The 17,077-nt window shown below is 47.5% G+C and carries 15 protein-coding genes; 7 read left to right on the forward strand and 8 right to left on the reverse strand.

Annotation, left to right across the window (positions count from 1 at the left end; translation table 11 throughout):
* Window positions 1–41: 41 nt before the first annotated feature.
* Window positions 42–371, forward strand: coding sequence for a helix-turn-helix domain-containing protein (locus tag GCU39_RS12730; RefSeq protein WP_152393857.1), 330 nt, complete (start codon window positions 42–44; stop codon window positions 369–371).
* Here the strand turns inward: GCU39_RS12730 and GCU39_RS12735 are convergent.
* Window positions 364–2,439, reverse strand: coding sequence for a sensor histidine kinase (locus GCU39_RS12735; protein ID WP_152393858.1), 2,076 nt, complete (start codon window positions 2,437–2,439; stop codon window positions 364–366). The genes GCU39_RS12730 and GCU39_RS12735 overlap by 8 nt on opposite strands.
* Before the next feature lie 133 nt (window positions 2,440–2,572).
* On the opposite strand from GCU39_RS12735, the gene GCU39_RS12740 reads away from it, so the two are divergent.
* From GCU39_RS12740 to GCU39_RS12755, 4 genes are read left to right on the forward strand one after another with little or no spacing between them, the layout of a single operon-like run.
* Window positions 2,573–3,280, forward strand: a complete 708-nt coding sequence (locus GCU39_RS12740; protein ID WP_407671672.1) for a response regulator — start codon at window positions 2,573–2,575, stop codon at window positions 3,278–3,280.
* Between the two features lie 45 nt (window positions 3,281–3,325).
* Window positions 3,326–4,189 carry a class I SAM-dependent methyltransferase gene (locus GCU39_RS12745; protein ID WP_152393859.1) on the forward strand — a complete coding sequence of 288 codons (864 nt, stop codon included), beginning with the start codon at window positions 3,326–3,328 and terminating at the stop codon, window positions 4,187–4,189.
* A 2-nt stretch (window positions 4,190–4,191) separates the two neighbouring features.
* Complete coding sequence (locus GCU39_RS12750) at window positions 4,192–4,878, forward strand: RluA family pseudouridine synthase (RefSeq protein ID WP_152393860.1); 687 nt, start codon at window positions 4,192–4,194, stop codon at window positions 4,876–4,878.
* Window positions 4,871–6,166 carry a CapA family protein gene (locus GCU39_RS12755; RefSeq protein WP_152393861.1) on the forward strand — a complete coding sequence of 432 codons (1,296 nt, stop codon included), beginning with the start codon at window positions 4,871–4,873 and terminating at the stop codon, window positions 6,164–6,166. Before GCU39_RS12750 ends, GCU39_RS12755 begins: the two co-directional genes overlap by 8 nt.
* Here GCU39_RS12755 and GCU39_RS12760 read toward each other — a convergent pair.
* Entirely contained in the window at window positions 6,163–6,573 is a 411-nt protein-coding gene (locus tag GCU39_RS12760; protein ID WP_152393862.1) for a MarR family winged helix-turn-helix transcriptional regulator, read from the reverse strand. The genes GCU39_RS12755 and GCU39_RS12760 overlap by 4 nt on opposite strands.
* Window positions 6,574–6,817: 244 nt before the next feature.
* Between GCU39_RS12760 and GCU39_RS31500 the strand changes: the two genes are divergently transcribed.
* Window positions 6,818–6,985: a hypothetical protein gene (locus GCU39_RS31500; RefSeq protein ID WP_193726908.1), complete on the forward strand. Its 168-nt coding sequence runs from the start codon at window positions 6,818–6,820 to the stop codon at window positions 6,983–6,985.
* 114 nt (window positions 6,986–7,099) lie between these two features.
* Here GCU39_RS31500 and gyrA read toward each other — a convergent pair whose 3' ends face one another.
* From gyrA to purT, 6 genes are all read right to left on the reverse strand, one after another.
* Entirely contained in the window at window positions 7,100–9,532 is a 2,433-nt protein-coding gene (gyrA, locus tag GCU39_RS12765) for a DNA gyrase subunit A (RefSeq protein WP_152393863.1), read from the reverse strand.
* Between the two features lie 14 nt (window positions 9,533–9,546).
* Entirely contained in the window at window positions 9,547–11,529 is a 1,983-nt protein-coding gene (parE, locus tag GCU39_RS12770; RefSeq protein ID WP_152393864.1) for a DNA topoisomerase IV subunit B, read from the reverse strand.
* Window positions 11,530–11,564: 35 nt separating this feature from the next.
* Complete coding sequence (locus GCU39_RS12775; protein WP_152393865.1) at window positions 11,565–12,551, reverse strand: ABC transporter permease; 987 nt, start codon at window positions 12,549–12,551, stop codon at window positions 11,565–11,567.
* A complete protein-coding gene (locus tag GCU39_RS12780) occupies window positions 12,544–13,512 on the reverse strand; it encodes an ABC transporter ATP-binding protein (RefSeq protein ID WP_152393866.1) in 969 nt (322 codons plus the stop codon). Before GCU39_RS12780 ends, GCU39_RS12775 begins: the two co-directional genes overlap by 8 nt.
* A gap of 15 nt (window positions 13,513–13,527) precedes the next feature.
* Window positions 13,528–14,343: a GDSL-type esterase/lipase family protein gene (locus GCU39_RS12785; RefSeq protein ID WP_152393867.1), complete on the reverse strand. Its 816-nt coding sequence runs from the start codon at window positions 14,341–14,343 to the stop codon at window positions 13,528–13,530.
* A gap of 212 nt (window positions 14,344–14,555) precedes the next feature.
* Window positions 14,556–15,734, reverse strand: coding sequence for a formate-dependent phosphoribosylglycinamide formyltransferase (purT, locus tag GCU39_RS12790; RefSeq protein WP_152393868.1), 1,179 nt, complete (start codon window positions 15,732–15,734; stop codon window positions 14,556–14,558).
* 155 nt (window positions 15,735–15,889) lie between these two features.
* Between purT and GCU39_RS12795 the strand changes: the two genes are divergently transcribed.
* Entirely contained in the window at window positions 15,890–17,038 is a 1,149-nt protein-coding gene (locus GCU39_RS12795; protein ID WP_152393869.1) for an FAD-dependent oxidoreductase, read from the forward strand.
* Window positions 17,039–17,077 lie beyond the last annotated feature (39 nt).

Raw genomic sequence — 17,077 nt, forward strand, 5'->3', positions numbered from 1 at the left:
TAGTAGGTTTTCGTTATTAACGATGAAGGAGTATGCCAATCATGACAATGGGTGAACGTCTCAAACAACTACGATTGCAACGGAAAATTTCGCAAGAAGAAGTCGCACGCACCATCGGAATCACTCGCTCTGCCTACAGCCACTATGAGATTAACAATCGCCAACCTGTCTATGAGACGCTTATCAAACTATCAACTTTCTACGAGGTGTCCCTTGATTATATCGTCGGTGGAGATACCTTCACCCCGGCCCCAGCTTCCAAAGATACACATGAGATGATTCGTATGCTAGATACGATGGATCATGTGAAACGCAAGAACACCATTAATCTCTTGATGGATGTCCTGAAGAAGAATAACAACGTCATGTAATTCGCCTACGCATCGTTGCTGGCAATGTAATGTAGAAATGACAACCTTGTCCCAGTTCACTCTGCACCCAAATTGCACCATGATGGGACTCTATGATTTCTTTGGCAATAGATAATCCAATCCCGCTTCCCCCGCCTCTCGAATTACGAGAATAATCATTCTTATAGAATCGTTCGAAAATTTTGACCGTATCTTCCTTCGACACACCGATCCCGGTATCCATACATTGTATACAGAACTTCTGCTCTTCTTCGAGATAACTGAAATGCATGCGAATCTCGCCACCGATCGGTGTAAATTTCACAGCATTATACACTAAGTTGTTAAATACCTGGAACATTCGCTCCAGATCCACCTGAATTGATAAACCGCGAATCCGCTCAACATGCTCGAACTGCCTCTCACTATAGAAATGCAATCCCCGGTTCTCAACCTCAAATGCATAGGTTTGTTCCACCTGATCCATGAATTCTAACGCGGACATTTCTTTGATATGAATCGGAACTTGCCCAGATTCTAGCTTGGATAATTCGAACACATCAGAGATGAGATGATTTAGTCCCGTCATTTTGCGCAGCATCAGCTGCATATATTTCTTCCGCTCTTCAGGATCTACAATGATATCGTCATGCAGTGCTTCAAGGTACCCTTGGATCAGTGTCATCGGCGTACGCAGGTCATGGGATATATTCGTAAGCAATCTCCGCCGGGCATCCTCCATCCGTTCTAACTCCAAATTTGACTGTTCTAGACTCGCATTCATCTGCAGTAATTCCACGGTTCGACCCTCAATCCGCGTCTCTAGATTATTATTCAATTCTCGTAGTTCGCTCGTCACATTTTCTAACTCGTCCATCATCTGCGATACGCGTTTCGAGACAATCATACTCTGCATGATCACGAATAAGAGCAGCCCGTAATGTGTAATATCGCCGGTGTACCAAATTTCATTGTAATAGAACACATCATTAATGGTCGAAGCCGCAAAAATCACCACGCCGCCAAGCGCTAGCACGGCATTAGGGCGACGGTGCCGGACCGCACGAATCATGATGATCACCGCTACGACGGCGATGAATCCCAGGCAAGCTTGGAAGACGACTATATATTTCGAGAATACAATCGGTTTCGTCAACAGCACGAACAATGTTAATACGCCAGCGACCACGAGTAATACTCTATTTATGCGAGGATAGGCTTCGCGTGGGAACATGCTGCTAACATAATACATCCCGCATACGGGAGCTATCGCAAGACAGATATATTCCAATTGAAGGGACGCTTCCCACGGTATCCAAGGGAACCATTGTACGAGGAAACACTCTCCAGTAAACATCCGAACGCCAATGAAGACACAGACGAGTCCAAAGTAGAGAGCCGCTCGTTCTTGACGACGTAAAAAGTACAACCAGAAATGGTATACGCCCATCATAAGAATAATGCCTAAAATGAGCATGTCACGCGACGTGACGATGTATTGATGATGTACGACTTGTTCGCTGACCCCATATTCAAATTCCTTCCAGATCCCGCCACGGCGGTGATGAAAGTTCGAAACTTGAATCACGAGCTCATCTAGATCGCGATCACCAAACATAAATACGACCTTCGGCATTTGCTCCGGGATGGCTTCTGCTATGGATGTCCCTACGGTGCCAACAGAAGCAACCTCCTTCCCGTTCAACCACATCCGATACGATGTCAAAATATTCGGAATCCGAATTGCAAGCGTCTGATCCATCGGATGATGCAAAATTTTCAACCGATATGTCGCATAGCCTTGCGGTGATACATCTTTCCCCTTAAACTTCCAAGAACCTGGCACCTGGATGAAATCCTGCTGCGTCTCATCCTTGAAGTCCCCCGGTTCCATCAGCTGATGCCATACGAATTCCCATTCCCCTTTCATCATGACTGTGCCCTGTTGGTCGAAGTCCCAGCCCCGTAGATCCAGTATCCCCGCTTCAGCCACTGGGAATGGTGTTGTCGGCTTCGCACTGCAGCTGGTTAAGCCCATGAGAAAAATAACCAGGAGTATGGCAATAAGTCCTATGTAACGTCTGATCAATGCGGTTTCCCCTCCTGCATTCCATAGAATGTATTAAAATAACCCTAAATTTCCACAATTTATTTAAATTTTGACGTTTGCATTGCCTTCCCATCGCACAATTCGCTATAATGTTCTAGCGGAGGTGTAGTGATTGGGTCCCATGAACATTCTTATCGTCGATGACGAAGTCGAAATAACAGAACTCATCTCTTTATATTTACGAAGAGAAGGATATCAGGTTTATGTAGCGCATCGCAGTGATGAAGCCCTCAATATCGTGAATACATCCGAGCTGGATTTAATTATATTGGATATTCTCCTGAAAGATAAGGACGGCATCGAAATTTGTAAAGAAATTCGAGAACAGTCCATGGTACCGATCATCTTTCTGAGTTGTAAGAGCGAAGATCAAGATATTATTCACGGTCTAACCGTTGGTGGCGATGACTATATTACGAAGCCTTTTAGCCCAAGCCAGCTCGTTGCCAGGGTTAAGGCACAGTTAAGACGCAATCGCTTCCCTTATATTAACCGTGAACGCCAGCCGCAGCAGATACTATCCTTTCCTCAGCTGGAGATTGATCTTGCCAGTCGATCCGTCCGACAGGAAGGACGGGCGGTGTCGCTCTCAACGAAAGAATTCGATTTATTGGTCTATTTGGCTCAGACACCGAACACCGTCGTCAAAATCGATCATCTCTTTCAACATATTTGGGGCTCGGAGAGTTTTGGAGATACACGAACACTCATGGTACATATCAGCAATTTGCGCAAGAAAATTGAACCTGATCCAGCCAACCCAACGTATGTCATCACCGTTCGCGGTGTAGGCTACAAGTTCAATAGCGAAATATCATAAGTAAGGACAACAAAGACTATTTTAACTGAAGGATGGGGCAATAACATGTATTTAGCAAATCAATGGCAAGATTATGAACTAATCGATACGGGCGGCGGTGAGAAGCTGGAACGTTGGGGAGATATTATCCTGCGCCGTCCAGATCCACAGATCATTTGGCCTCTAGAACAAGAGACGAATGAATGGCGTCAAGTCCATGGCCACTATCACCGCAGTTCGTCAGGCGGCGGTCAGTGGGACTGGAAGAAGCAAATTCCTGAACGCTGGACCGTTCGTTACGGCGATCTTGCCTTTCATATCAAACCAACGAGCTTCAAGCACACTGGCCTGTTCCCAGAGCAAGCGGTGAACTGGAGCTGGATGATGGATAAAATCAAAAATGCTGGACGTCCGATCAAAGTCTTGAATCTATTCGCCTACACAGGCGGCGCGACCGTTGCATGTGCATCGGCAGGTGCTGAAGTATGTCACGTCGATGCAGCCAAAGGCATGGTGCAATGGGCCAAAGAAAACATACAGCTCTCTGGACTCGGTGAACGTCCTGTCCGTTTCATTACGGATGATGTCTTCAAATTCGTGCAGCGCGAAGAGCGCCGCGGCAATAAATATGATGCAATTATTATGGACCCTCCATCTTATGGACGCGGACCTAACGGAGAAATGTGGAAGCTCGAGAACAATCTCTATCCATTCCTTCAATCCTGTACACGAATCATGTCGGACAATCCACTATTCGTCCTCGTGAACTCTTATACGACAGGTTTATCTCCAACTGTGCTGCATAATTTGCTTAGCATGACGATGAAATCTCGTTATGGCGGAACGATTACATCCGGTGAGATTGGCATTCCGATTTCCCGTTCTGGACTCACTTTGCCTTGTGGTATTTTAGGTCGTTGGGAGGCTTAATTTTGAAGCCGGTGCATATATTATTTGAAGACAATCATTTGCTCGTCGTGGAGAAACCGGTCAATGTTCCTTCACAAGAAGATGCGACGGGTGATCCTGACCTGCTTACCCTACTCAAAGAAGATATCAAAGTACGATACAACAAGCCTGGGAATGTATATCTCGGGCTCGTTCATCGCTTGGACCGTCCTGTCGGCGGTGCCATGGTCTTCGCGAAGACCTCGAAGGCAGCGTCTCGATTATCCGAGAACGTGCGCAATCGTTCGCTGCACAAGCAGTACCTCGCGGTCGTCCATCATGCTCCTCCTGCGCGGAGCGGTAAGCTGGTTCATCATCTATTGAAAGATGTAAGAACCAATACCGTATCCGTCGTTTCTAAGGGGACACGAGATGCCAAGGAAGCGATTCTTGAATATGAAGTTCTCCGTACGAAGGACCAAATGAGCCTTGTACGAATCCTACTTCATACAGGTCGCCCGCACCAAATTCGTGTTCAAATGAGTACCATCGGTTGCCCATTAGTTGGCGATCAAAAATACGGGGCACACCTCAATAAGCCGGGGCAACAAATTGCATTATGGTCTTATGAACTTGGATTCCCACATCCGGTTACCAAAGAACCATTGCTATTTCATTCCTCGCCTCCAGACGTGTTCCCATGGAATCAATGGAGTGAGTTGCATGTCTAATTTGAACAACCATGATAAGCGCAGGTCCAGACTTGCGCTTTTTTTCGTCTTGATCGCAGTGATATTGCTGCTCGTGAGCTGCCAAGTGCCATCGCAAGAGGTTCAGCCTAAACCGGATGCATCCCGCCAGGTAGATGCTCTTCCTGTGCCTCCGGCACCGACAACAGAAAAGACGGAGAGCTCAGAAGACACCGATGTACAGACCGAGGAGCAGACTATAGCCTCCTACACGAAGGAAGCCAAGCTAGTCGCCGTCGGCGATGTCATGATGCATATGCCACAAATGCCAGCGTATTATGACAAGGCGACGGGAAAATACAATTTCAACCCTTATTTCACGCAAGTGAAACCGATTCTGGAGCAAGGCGATTTCGTCTGGGCCAATCTAGAGACGCCCATTGCCGGTGCGGATTTACGCTACTCGGGCTTCCCGATGTTCAATGCACCGCCAGAGCTTGCATCCGCGCTCAAATATGCTGGATTTAACATTGTCACAACGGCTAATAATCACGCGATGGACCGAAAGGAAATAGGCATTATCCGTACCTTAAAACGGTTGAAAGAACAAGGATTCGTCACAAAAGGGACAGCAGCCTCCGAAGAAGAATCCAAGCAATTAACCATCATGACAAAAAATGATATCAAGATGGGTATTCTGGCTTACACGTACGGGACGAATGGCATTACGCTGCCGAAAGATAAACCTTATCTCGTAGCCCATCTCAGCCCGCTTCGCATCAAGGAAGATATTCGAGCCTTGCGGGAGGCTGGTGCCGATGTCGTCGTCATCGCGCTTCATTTCGGGATTGAATACCAACGGGAGCCGAACAGTACGCAGCAGGAGCTCGCTAGATCACTGATCCAAGCTGGTGCTGATATCATTCTGGGTTCGCATCCACATGTTATTCAGCCCCTTGAGCAAGTTAATGTTAAGGAATCAGATGGGTCTCTTCGCAAAGGATATATCATCTACTCGATGGGCAACTTCATCTCGAATATGAAGGATGAATATACAGACTACGGCGTCATCTTCCATGCCGACATTCAGAAGACCTTCCCTAGTGGTAAAATCGACATCCGACAAGTGGATACACAGCTAACCTGGACACAAAAAACCGGCAAAGGAAACGCACGTAAGTACGTCATTCTGCCGGTCGAGAAAACAATTCAAGAACATCGCTTACAATTATCCGCTTCAACGTATCAGTCACTGAAAAAGAAACAAAAGGAATTAGATCATCACCTTCATTCTCTTGCAGTACCCGTACTCGTCCAAGCAGCGCCTTAAGCGTTGTTCGATATTTTGCCTAATAAGTATATAAATAATTGCTGATTATGAGCCGAGATCCGATTCAAGACGTTACTGATGTATTCGTTGCGAATATGCGAGCCTCGGCTCTTCTCGTTCAAGCCGCGATCTGTTATCTGAATCCAGACGATACGACGGTCATTCGAATCCCGTACGCGCGCAATAAGCTCATTCTTCTCCATTCGATCGAGCAAAGTCGTAATCGCAGCTGGTGTGGTTTCTAAGTAAGGCAATAGATCGGATGGTTTCATCTGCTCATGCTGCGCAACGACTTCCAACACTTCAAGTTGAGATTCCGTCAGTGTAGGCGCAAGATGATCCTCCATATGATTTTGATAGTCTTTGGATAATTTAGACCAAAGCTTTACAAAGTCCGACGTGTGCATGTGATAGCTCTCCCCCTAGAACATATTCTGCGGCAGCTCTTGCTCGTCTTATTCTCCAAATTATACCACAAGGTGTCACAGGAACATAACTGAACTTTTTGACATAGGATGTAATAAACGCTCTAATCCTCTTCGTGCATAACAGTGCAACATCATCCATAATATCCATTCATCATTACTAATACGGTTGCATTCGCGCTAAGCCCCATTGCGCAGCAGGACCAAGGTTAAAGGAGGGCTCAATATGGACCTAAAAAAACGTACAATCGGCTTAAAAGCCATGGAAGCTGGACTGATTAAGGACCCTGAGTGGTTAGATCGATTGGATGAACCGGCCCCGTTGTGGCTCATCCTAGACATTGCACTGCAGCTGAAAGAAGATGTAGACCCTCCGCACAAACCATTTGATTAATATATCGGTTGAACAATCCTATCTTTTAAATACGTCAAAAGCCCCTAAGAGAGGCATGGGTTAGAACTTCAGTTCTAGCTCATGCCCGCTTAGGGGTTCTTCATGTCATGTCGTTTAGACGCGCCAGATGTCCACGACGGTCTCTTTCTTCTCGAGCGGCACCAACGATTTCCCAACGGACTTCCGTTCATCAATCGGTGGCTGTTCGGTTGAGAAGGTATGCAGTTTATGATCACTCGTTGCAACTGTGAGTACATAGGATTCTCGGCAATAGAAAGCACGTACAATCTCGCTTCCGTTCGGACGGACGCGCTTGCCTTCCTTGAATTCAAACGTAATAATTCCTTTACCGCCGCGGCCCTGTACAGGATAATCCGCGAGCAAGGAACGTTTACCATACCCTAGATCGGAGACAACAATCACTTCACCTTCATCACTATCGACCCATAACGCGGAGACGACCTCATCCGTATCTTTCAACTGAATGCCTCGCACACCGCCGGATACACGGCCCATGCTGTTCACTTCGGATTCCTTGAATCGAATGCTCATGCCTTCCTTCGTAACGAGCAGCAGCTCCTTCGTTCCATCGCTTAAGGAGACCGAGATCACTTCATCATGATCGCTGACTTTGCACGCCGCGATCGCATTCGAACGATTCGTCATATACTCCTTCAACTCGGTCCGCTTCACTTGTCCCTTCTTAGTCACGAAGACAAGCGATTGCCCTGCTTCTTCGAAGTTCTTCACAGGAATCATATTCACGATCCGATCTTCCTTGGCAATCGGAATCACGTTAACAATGGCTGTCCCGTTATCCTTCCACTTGAACTCCGGAATCTGATGGATCGGCAAGGAGAAGTATTGCCCCTTATCCGTGAACAGCAGCATCGAATCGATCGTATTCACTTCCATCAGATATTTGACGTAATCGCCTTCTTTGACCCCTGAGCTCTCAAGCTCGCCGCCAGAACGGGTGAAGGAGAGCATGCTTGTCCGCTTCAAGTACCCTTCATTCGACAAGGTGACAAGTACATCTTCCGGTGTCACCATGACTTCGAGGTTCACCTTGATCTCTTCCACTTCACCCTGAATGATGGAACGGCGGTCAATGCCGTACTTCTCGCGAATTTCTAACAATTCGTTCTTGATGACACCGATCAGCTTCTTGTTGCTGTCTAAGATCGAACGCAGATAAGCGATCTTCTTCATCAGGTCTTTATGCTCTTTCTCCAGCGAAGTAATCTCTAAATTCGTCAGACGATAGAGCTGCAACGTTAGGATTGCGTCTGCTTGACGTTCCGTGAAATCAAACTTGGCAACCAAGTTGTTCTGCGCATCTTGACGATTCTTCGATGCTTTGATCGTCGCGATGACCTCATCCAGAATGTTGAGAGCTTTCACTAGACCTTCGAGCACATGTGCGCGGTCTTCAGCTTTCTCCAGCTCATACTGTGTCCGATGCGTTACAACTTCTTTTTGGTGATCGATGTATGCGCTCAGAATCGAACGAATACCAAGCTGCATCGGCGTCTTGTTCACGATTGCAACCATATTGAAGTTGTAGGTAACCTGCAAGTCAGTCTTCTTCAGTAAATAAGCAAGAATCCCTTGCGCGTCCGCATCCTTCTTCAGCTCGATCACAATACGAAGGCCATCACGTCCACTTTCATCTCGAACCTCGGTAATCCCTTCAACCTTTTTCTCGAGACGAATGTTCTCAATCGCTGTGACGAGGCGAACCTTCACAACCTGATATGGAATTTCCGTAATAACGATCTGTTGGCGGCCACCACGCAGATCTTCAATTTCAGTCTTGGAGCGAATATAGATCCGGCCTTTTCCAGTATGATAGGCGTCACGGATGCCTTCCTCGCCCATAATAATCCCGCCGGTTGGGAAGTCGGGACCTTTTACGATCTGCATCAGATCTTCAACAGTCAAGTCTTCTTTCTCCATCAACGCGATACAAGCATCGATGACTTCTCGTAGGTTATGGGATGGAATCTCCGTTGCGAAACCCGCCGAAATCCCGCTAACCCCATTAACGAGCAAATTCGGATAGCGGGCCGGTAGGACAACAGGCTCCTTGGTTGTATTATCGAAATTATCCTTGAATTGAACCGTACGTTTCTCAATGTCACGAAGCAATTCAATCGCGATTGGCGATAATCTGGCTTCGGTATAACGCATAGCCGCCGGTGGATCATCGTCGATCGATCCCCAGTTCCCATGTCCATCCACGAGCATATGTGCCATTTTCCATGGCTGAGCCATACGCACCATACCATCATAAATCGAAGAGTCTCCGTGAGGATGATAGTTACCCATGACATCCCCGACGGTCTTCGCGGATTTGCGATAAGGCTTGTCCGGCGTGTTGCCGGAATCATACATCGCATACAGAATACGGCGTTGTACAGGCTTCAGCCCATCACGCACATCGGGAATCGCCCGATCTTGGATAATATATTTGGAATATCGGCCGAATCGATCACCGACAACTTCTTCTAAAAATGCAGGTAAAAACTGTTCCGATAAACTCATCAGTTCTCCCCCTTCTACTCTTCAAACTCAGTAAAATCAACGTTCTCAACAATCCAACGCTTCCGTGGATCGACCTTGTCACCCATGAGTGTCGATACGCGGCGTTCTGCCTTCGCAGCATCCTCGATCTGAACTTGCAGGAGGGTACGCGACTCAGGATTCATCGTCGTCTCCCACAACTGATCGGGATTCATCTCTCCAAGTCCTTTATACCGCTGTAATTCGTAATTTTTGCCGAATTCCTTCAGATAATTGGCAAGCTGCTCATCCGTCCACGCATATCGCACGGTCTCCAGCTTCCCGGATTTCCGTGTGATCTTGTAAAGCGGCGGCTGAGCGATATAGACGCGGCCTGAAGTAATCAATGGTTTCATATAGCGATAGAAGAAGGTTAATAGCAACACCTGAATATGCGCACCGTCCGTGTCCGCATCCGTCATAATAATGACTTTGGAGTAATTGCTCTCTTCGCTCTCGAACTCAGGTCCCACGCCAGCGCCAATCGCGCTGATAATGGCCCGGTACTCGTCATTTTTCAGAATATCTGCAAGTTTCGCTTTCTCCGGATTCATCGGTTTGCCTTTAAGCGGGAGAATCGCTTGGATCTTCGAGTCACGGCCCTGCTTGGCCGAACCGCCCGCAGAGTCCCCTTCGACGATGAAGAGCTCTGTTCGTGAATAATCTTTGGATTGCGCAGGCGTCAGCTTCCCGTTCAAGTTGGAGCTCTCGCTGCGTTTTTTGCCATTACGAACATCCTCACGCGCTTTGCGTGCAGCTTCACGAGCTTTCGAAGCTTGAACAGCCTTCTTAATCAGTGTCTGTGCGACCTGAGGGTTCTCCTCCAAGAATAAGGCCATTTTATCCGACACGACGGCATCGACCGCACTACGTGCAGATACGCTGCCTAACTGGTCTTTCGTCTGACCGACAAATTCCACTTCGGACATTTTAATATTAATGACCGCCATCATACCTTCGCGAAGGTCATTCCCGTCGAGATTTTTCTCTTTTTCCTTCAGGAAGTTATTCTTCCGGGCATACTCATTCATTGCACGCGTATAGGCCGTCTTAAACCCGGTCTCATGCGTACCTCCACCGCGCGTTGGGATCGAGTTCACGAAAGAAGCAATTGTCTCCGTGTAGCCATCATTGTATTGAAGCGCGACTTCAACCTCGATCTCTTCTTTCTCCGCCGTAAAGTGAATCACATCGTGCAATACCGATTTATCTTCATTCAAGTATTGAACGAATTGACTTGCGCCGCCCTCATAATAGAACACGTCTTGCTTATCATTTCGTTCGTCCTTGATCGTTACTTTCAGACCTGAATTGAGAAATGCAATTTCTTGCAATCGCTCGGCTAATGTATCGTAGTTAAACTGTATTCCGCCATGAAACACGCGTACATCTGGTTTGAACGTAACTTTCGTCCCCGTACGATTCGTATTGCCAATGACCTCAAGACCTGTTCGCGGCTCACCGACATGTTCTTTCCCATCCGCATCGACCCAATATTCGAACCGTTGGCGATGGATTTTCGCTTCCCGGTAAATTTCGACTTCGAGCCATTCCGATAACGCATTCGTTACCGAGGCCCCAACACCGTGTAATCCGCCAGATTTCTTATAACCAGAGCCACCAAATTTACCGCCCGCATGCAGGATCGTAAAGACGACCTGCGGGGTTGGTATCCCGGTCTTATGCATTCCTGTTGGAATTCCACGACCATTATCAAAGACGGTAATCGAGTTGTCTTTATGTAATGTGACGTCAATTTTCGTACAATATTTCGCTAAGTGTTCGTCGACCGCGTTGTCGACGATTTCCCACACCAAATGATGTAATCCCGATGTGCTGGTGCTGCCGATATACATACCTGGTCTTTTCCGTACGGCAACCAGCCCTTCGAGCACTTGAATGTCGTCAGCATCGTAGCCAGACACGGAATTTCCGCCCTGTGCTGTTTCGTTGCCAAACAAATCGATCTGCTCGACCATTCATGCTCCCCCTTTAAATGTCATAATTGTTCATTTTAATTCAATATATCCTGTTTCGTAAAGACACGGAAGCTCACAAAGAGCGCTGCCAGTGCCCATAAGCTAAGAACCGTCAAGGAAAACAGCAATGTCATTCCTTCAATCGGAGGCGGCGAACCCGCCAAATACGTTGTTAATTGTAGGTTCACCATAAACAAAAATTTCGCGCTCGGCCAAGACGAAGCCATATTCGTCAGAATGCTGCCCGCAATAATCGCAGCCATCATGGTCACAATGCTCGCTGCGGTACTGCGCACAAGCACCGAAATCATAAATGCCAAAATCGCCACGACCATACTGGAGAACCAAATCAATCCGCATTGCATGATTAGATACAGCCATTGCGGCACGGGATGCACTCCTGAGCTATCCACTTCGACACCGGTGATCTGAAATCCTGTAAATACGGGCTGATTCCAGCCATTATATCCAAATACGCTGCCGGAGATCAAATAACTAAGCACGAATGTTGTCAATATAATCAATCCGACGAAGATCGTCAACGTCAATAATTTACTAAGCAAAATTCTCCACCTGCGGACAGGTCTGGTGAGCAGCATCTTAATGGTACCCGACGTTCGTTCTGAGGAAACAAGATCAGAAGCGACAGCCATCACCAGCAAAGGGATAAATAAAGATGAGGAATTCTCCATGAATGAACGAACAAAAGTAACCCCATTCGGTGAGCTCGGATCCACATCATGATCGAGATAATATTGCCACTGCTGAACCATGATCCGTCTGTATTTTTTCCATTCCTCCGGCACACGGTCACTGGCAAGTGAATTCTGATTATCTGTAATCTGCTGCTGCAGCGTATGACGCCAATCTTTAAATTTCTCCCGATTATTCTCGGCAACTTTCATCTGAGCATAGGTGAATACCGGAATAAGCACAAGTAAAATCAGGATAATAACCAGAAATCGTTTCTTCTTTATCATCTTGATCGTCTCGTTCTGAACAAGAGGCAGCATTCTATTCAATGAATTCACCTTCCGTCATTCGCAAGAATAATTGTTCAAGCGTTGGATTCATCTTCTGTACGGAATGGACCAGAACCCCCGATTCAACGAGATCCTTCACCACGTAGGAAATGCGGTCTGCATCCATTTGGGTTACCAATACATCGTTATCCATCCCGGCGAGCATGGCTTCATCCAGCTGAATATCTGCTACATGAACAAGCTCGACCCCTGGCTGCGCCTGGAGCAAGTCTCGCCCCATCTGCGCTGGCTCAAGATGCCACACCACATAATTGCTTCCTTCTTCGATAAGTTCATCAACCTCACCGACCGCGAGGACCCGACCTTGATTAATGATCGCAACTCGATCACACATCAATTGGATTTCTGACAGCAAATGGCTTGAGACGAACACAGCCATCCCATGATCTGCCAGCTCGCGGATAAACGCCCGAAGCTCCTTAATCCCCTTCGGATCCAGACCATTCGTTGGCTCATCCAGGATGAGGAGCTTAGGCCTGCCGAGCAATGCCTGCGCAATGCCAAGACGCTGACGCATCCCAAGCGAATACGTCTTCACTTTATCGTGAATTCGGCCTTCGAGACGTACAATATCTACGACTTCTTGAATACGTGTCTGGTCAATGCCAGGCTGCATTCGCGCGAAATGCTCGAGATTCTCCCAACCAGTCAAATAGGTATAGACCTCTGGATTCTCAACGATACATCCAACATATTGGAGGGCCTGCTCCGGATCACGATTCACATTAAAACCGCACAGTTCTATTCGACCTTCTGTCGGCTTGATCAAATCCACCAACATTCGAATCGTCGTTGTCTTCCCCGACCCGTTCGGTCCAAGGAATCCGAAGATCTCCCCTGCTCGCACATCAAAGGAAACGCCATGAATGATCCATTTCTTCCCGATTCGCTTCTTCACTTGATCAACATGCAATACGACGGTCTTCTCATCCTTTTGCACAGCTCTTCCCCCTCCTTACGGCGCAATGCCTTGTACGATTCGTGTAGCAATTTGTTCATAACCGAGCGCATTCGGATGGAAGTGATCCGACGAAATCACCTGGGAAAGCGTGCTCTGGAATAGATCCGCAGTCGGAACAAGCGTCATATTCGGGTGTTTGTTGATCGTCGCATAGGCGAGATTGTTCCATCGCTGTACAACGGTGTTCCCAATTTGGCGCATATCTTTCATATCGGCTAATGGATTGTATAATCCAACATAGACGATTCTGGCATTCGGATTCAGCTCTGATATCTGCAGTAGAATGGACTTTAAATCCTTCCCGCTCTCATCGACCTTCTCGAGCATCTTGTCAAGTTCGAACGACTCCGAGGAGAAATCACCATCGACTGCACTACTAAATAGATCATTGCCACCGATCGTTAGCAAAATGAGGTCCGACTCCATGATGGCATTCTTGAACCCTTTCTCTTGCAATTTATGTACAAGTTCATCTGCACGCAGTCCGTTGATTCCTAGATTATTAAGTAATTTGACAGGCTTATTCCACTTATCTCCAAGCATCTTAATGACATTACGAACATAGCCATTCCCCGTTGAATCCCCCGTACCTCGCGTTAAGGAATCTCCGATGGAAGTGACTTGTATCGTGGATTTCTGAGATAAATCTGAAGTTGTTGGTACTTGCGGCTTCTGAGCCGATTCATCCGTCAGGGTCACGCCCTTCGGATTCAGGATATCATTTACGCCATAACCAAATCCAGCCATTAATAGCAATGTTGATACAACACCGGTAATGGCCGTCAACCGCCAAAGCCGATTCGAATTCATCCTATCCCTCCTAGCTCAACTGCGATCACGAATAAATGTAACGTATTCACCTTTAAATTTAAAAATAATCGTTCTTTCAGTATTTTGCAAATTCCGCGGGCGAAGAATAGTCTGGTATTTCAGTATAGAACATACATTCGCTTTTTGCAAAAGAAAAAGAGCAATTCAAGTCCATTGTCACTTGAGATTGCTCCACATCGCGAAATAGCTAATTAATCATACTTCACAACGATTTTTCCTGCTGCCGCCTTCGCCTCAGCTCTTGCCGTCTCAACATCCTCGGCTGAGCTTAGTGCAACGGCCATACGCCGACCAACCTTCGTCTCCGGCTTGCCAAAAAGCCGAACTTGGGTGTTCACGCCTGATAACGCCTCCTCAACCCCATGCAATGAAAAAGCATCCGACTCACGATCAGCCTTGACCGTGGCCGATGCCCCTGGCGTCAGAAGGCGAATGGAAGGAATCGGGAACCCAAGAATCGCGCGGACATGCAGTGCGAACTCAGACAGATCTTGCGTCACAAGCGTGACAAGCCCCGTATCATGCGGACGCGGGGAGACCTCGCTAAATACGATGCCATTTGGTGTGACGAACAATTCAACGCCATATAACCCGTACCCGCCAAGCGCATCCGTAATCGTCTTGGCAGCCTGCTGAGCTTCAGCGATCATCTCGGGTGTCATCGCATGCGGCTGCCACGACTCAACATAATCGCCATCCTTCTGAATATGTCCGATTGGCTGGCAATACGTCGTGCCCGATACGGAACGAACCGTCAATAACGTGATCTCCGAGTCAAAAGGAATAAATTCTTCAATGATCACACGCGTCTTCTTCGCACGACCGCCTTCCATAGCAAGATTCCAGCAAGCTTCCACATCTTCCGGTGTTCTGCAGACACTCTGCCCTTTACCCGAGGAGCTCATTAACGGTTTAATGACACAAGGCGTGCCAATCTTCGCTACCGCTACTTGCAGCTCAGCTAGACTGTCAGCGAACTCATACTTCGCCGTTGGTAATTGTAAGGTTTCCGCCGCCAAGCGACGAATGCCTTCCCGATCCATCGTAAGTCGCGTTGCATTTGCTGTAGGGATAACACGATATCCCTCTTGCTCTAGCTCTACAAGCGTAGCCGTCGCGATCGCCTCGATCTCCGGAACGATAAAATCCGGCTTCTCCGCTTCGATGATGCGTCGAATTTCTTCACCATCCAGCATATTGACGACATAACTGCGATGCGCCACATGCATGGCAGGTGCATGCGCATAACGATCAACTGCAATCGTCTCTACACCGAGGCGCTGTGCTTCAATAATTACTTCCTTGCCAAGCTCTCCTGAGCCGAGCAATAACATTCTTGTAGCGGATTTCGAATAAGGCGATGATAGCATTGTTCCTGAACCTCCACATCGTAATATTCTCCATTGTGCTTCGAATACCCCAGAAATGCAAGCTCATGATATGATAGAGTTATAGAGATTGTTCATAAAGTCATCATTTAATCACGAAGTCATTCATTTCGTTGACGAGAAAGTGGGCGATCAGCATGAAACCTTCCATCATCATTGCTGGCGGCGGCATTGCAGGTCTAAGCACGGCGATAGCGCTACAGCAACAAGGAATACAAGTCACTGTCTATGATGCGCAAGATCCGAATGTCACCCCCGGCATAGGACTCGGGATTGGAGCGAATGCCATCCAAGCTCTTGATACGCTTCAGCTTAAAAGCAGTTTCATCGCACGCGGCCAGTCTCTCTCTTCCATACAGTTCATCTCTGCGAGAGGCCGCAAGCTGAATGCTACGAAATTCGCATTACAGGATTCGAACGAAGCACAATATGTCTCGATCTTGCGCAGCGAGCTGCTAGAGCTGTTGCGAAGTAAGATCGAAGATCCGAGTACGATTATTACCGGTAAGAAATGCGTTGACGTAGAACAAAACGAGAACAAAGCCATCCTCCGCTTTCAGGACGGTTCAGTCGCTGAGGCTGACGCTGTCATCAGCGCTGATGGTATCCATTCTCGCATTCGAAGACAACTATTCAAGACTGCCCGGATTCGCCCTGCAGGGTATAGCTGCTGGACAGGCGTAGCGCCTCGAGTGCCTGACGGGTTCGATGGTACGTTTGCGACGGAGACATGGGGTCCTGCCGGTCGTGTTGGGATTGTGCCGCTATCCGATCGTAGAGCTTACTGGTTCATTTGTATTAACGATCATATGAACAAGCGAACCATTGAGTCGTTAGATGGCTTAATCGATCATTTTAAGGGATATCATACAGCCATCCTCGACATCCTGCGGGCAAGCGATCCAGATCAAATCTCCTACCAGCCCATCATGGACTTGCAGCCGATGCCTCGATTCACGAAAGGACGAGTTGCACTCATTGGTGATGCCGCACATGCTGCGACACCTAATCTTGGCCAAGGCGCATGTCAGGCGATTGAAGATGCTGTCATTCTAGCCAAAGAATTAGGACGCCAAGCCACGGTGGAAGGAGCCCTACGGCGTTATGAGCAATTGCGATTGAAAAGAGTAAATAAAATCACCCGTATCTCCCGAATGCTGGGTGTCGTAGCACAAATTGAAAACGAATTCATTACGTCCGTACGCAATATCGTCATGCCGATGCTCCCTGCTTCCTTCAATAACAAACAGCTTGAGTTTATTTATCGTGTGGATTTTAATGATTGATATGTAGGTACATGAATAGCCCCCACCGATCTCCCGTCG

This window comes from Paenibacillus guangzhouensis, assembly GCF_009363075.1.
GTDB lineage: Bacteria > Bacillota > Bacilli > Paenibacillales > Paenibacillaceae > Paenibacillus_K > Paenibacillus_K guangzhouensis.

Excerpts from the sequence above, each read along its gene's own strand:
- GCU39_RS12745 (WP_152393859.1), top strand. The coding sequence starts at position 3,326 with ATGTATTTAGCAAATCAATGGCAAGATTATGAACTAATCGATACGGGC.
- purT (WP_152393868.1), bottom strand. The coding sequence starts at position 15,734 with ATGCTATCATCGCCTTATTCGAAATCCGCTACAAGAATGTTATTGCTC.
- gyrA (WP_152393863.1), bottom strand. The coding sequence starts at position 9,532 with ATGAGTTTATCGGAACAGTTTTTACCTGCATTTTTAGAAGAAGTTGTC.
- parE (WP_152393864.1), bottom strand. The coding sequence starts at position 11,529 with ATGGTCGAGCAGATCGATTTGTTTGGCAACGAAACAGCACAGGGCGGA.
- GCU39_RS12795 (WP_152393869.1), top strand. The coding sequence starts at position 15,890 with ATGAAACCTTCCATCATCATTGCTGGCGGCGGCATTGCAGGTCTAAGC.
- GCU39_RS12730 (WP_152393857.1), top strand. The coding sequence starts at position 42 with ATGACAATGGGTGAACGTCTCAAACAACTACGATTGCAACGGAAAATT.
- GCU39_RS12785 (WP_152393867.1), bottom strand. The coding sequence starts at position 14,343 with ATGAATTCGAATCGGCTTTGGCGGTTGACGGCCATTACCGGTGTTGTA.
- GCU39_RS12755 (WP_152393861.1), top strand. The coding sequence starts at position 4,871 with ATGTCTAATTTGAACAACCATGATAAGCGCAGGTCCAGACTTGCGCTT.
- GCU39_RS31500 (WP_193726908.1), top strand. The coding sequence starts at position 6,818 with ATGGACCTAAAAAAACGTACAATCGGCTTAAAAGCCATGGAAGCTGGA.
- GCU39_RS12760 (WP_152393862.1), bottom strand. The coding sequence starts at position 6,573 with ATGCACACGTCGGACTTTGTAAAGCTTTGGTCTAAATTATCCAAAGAC.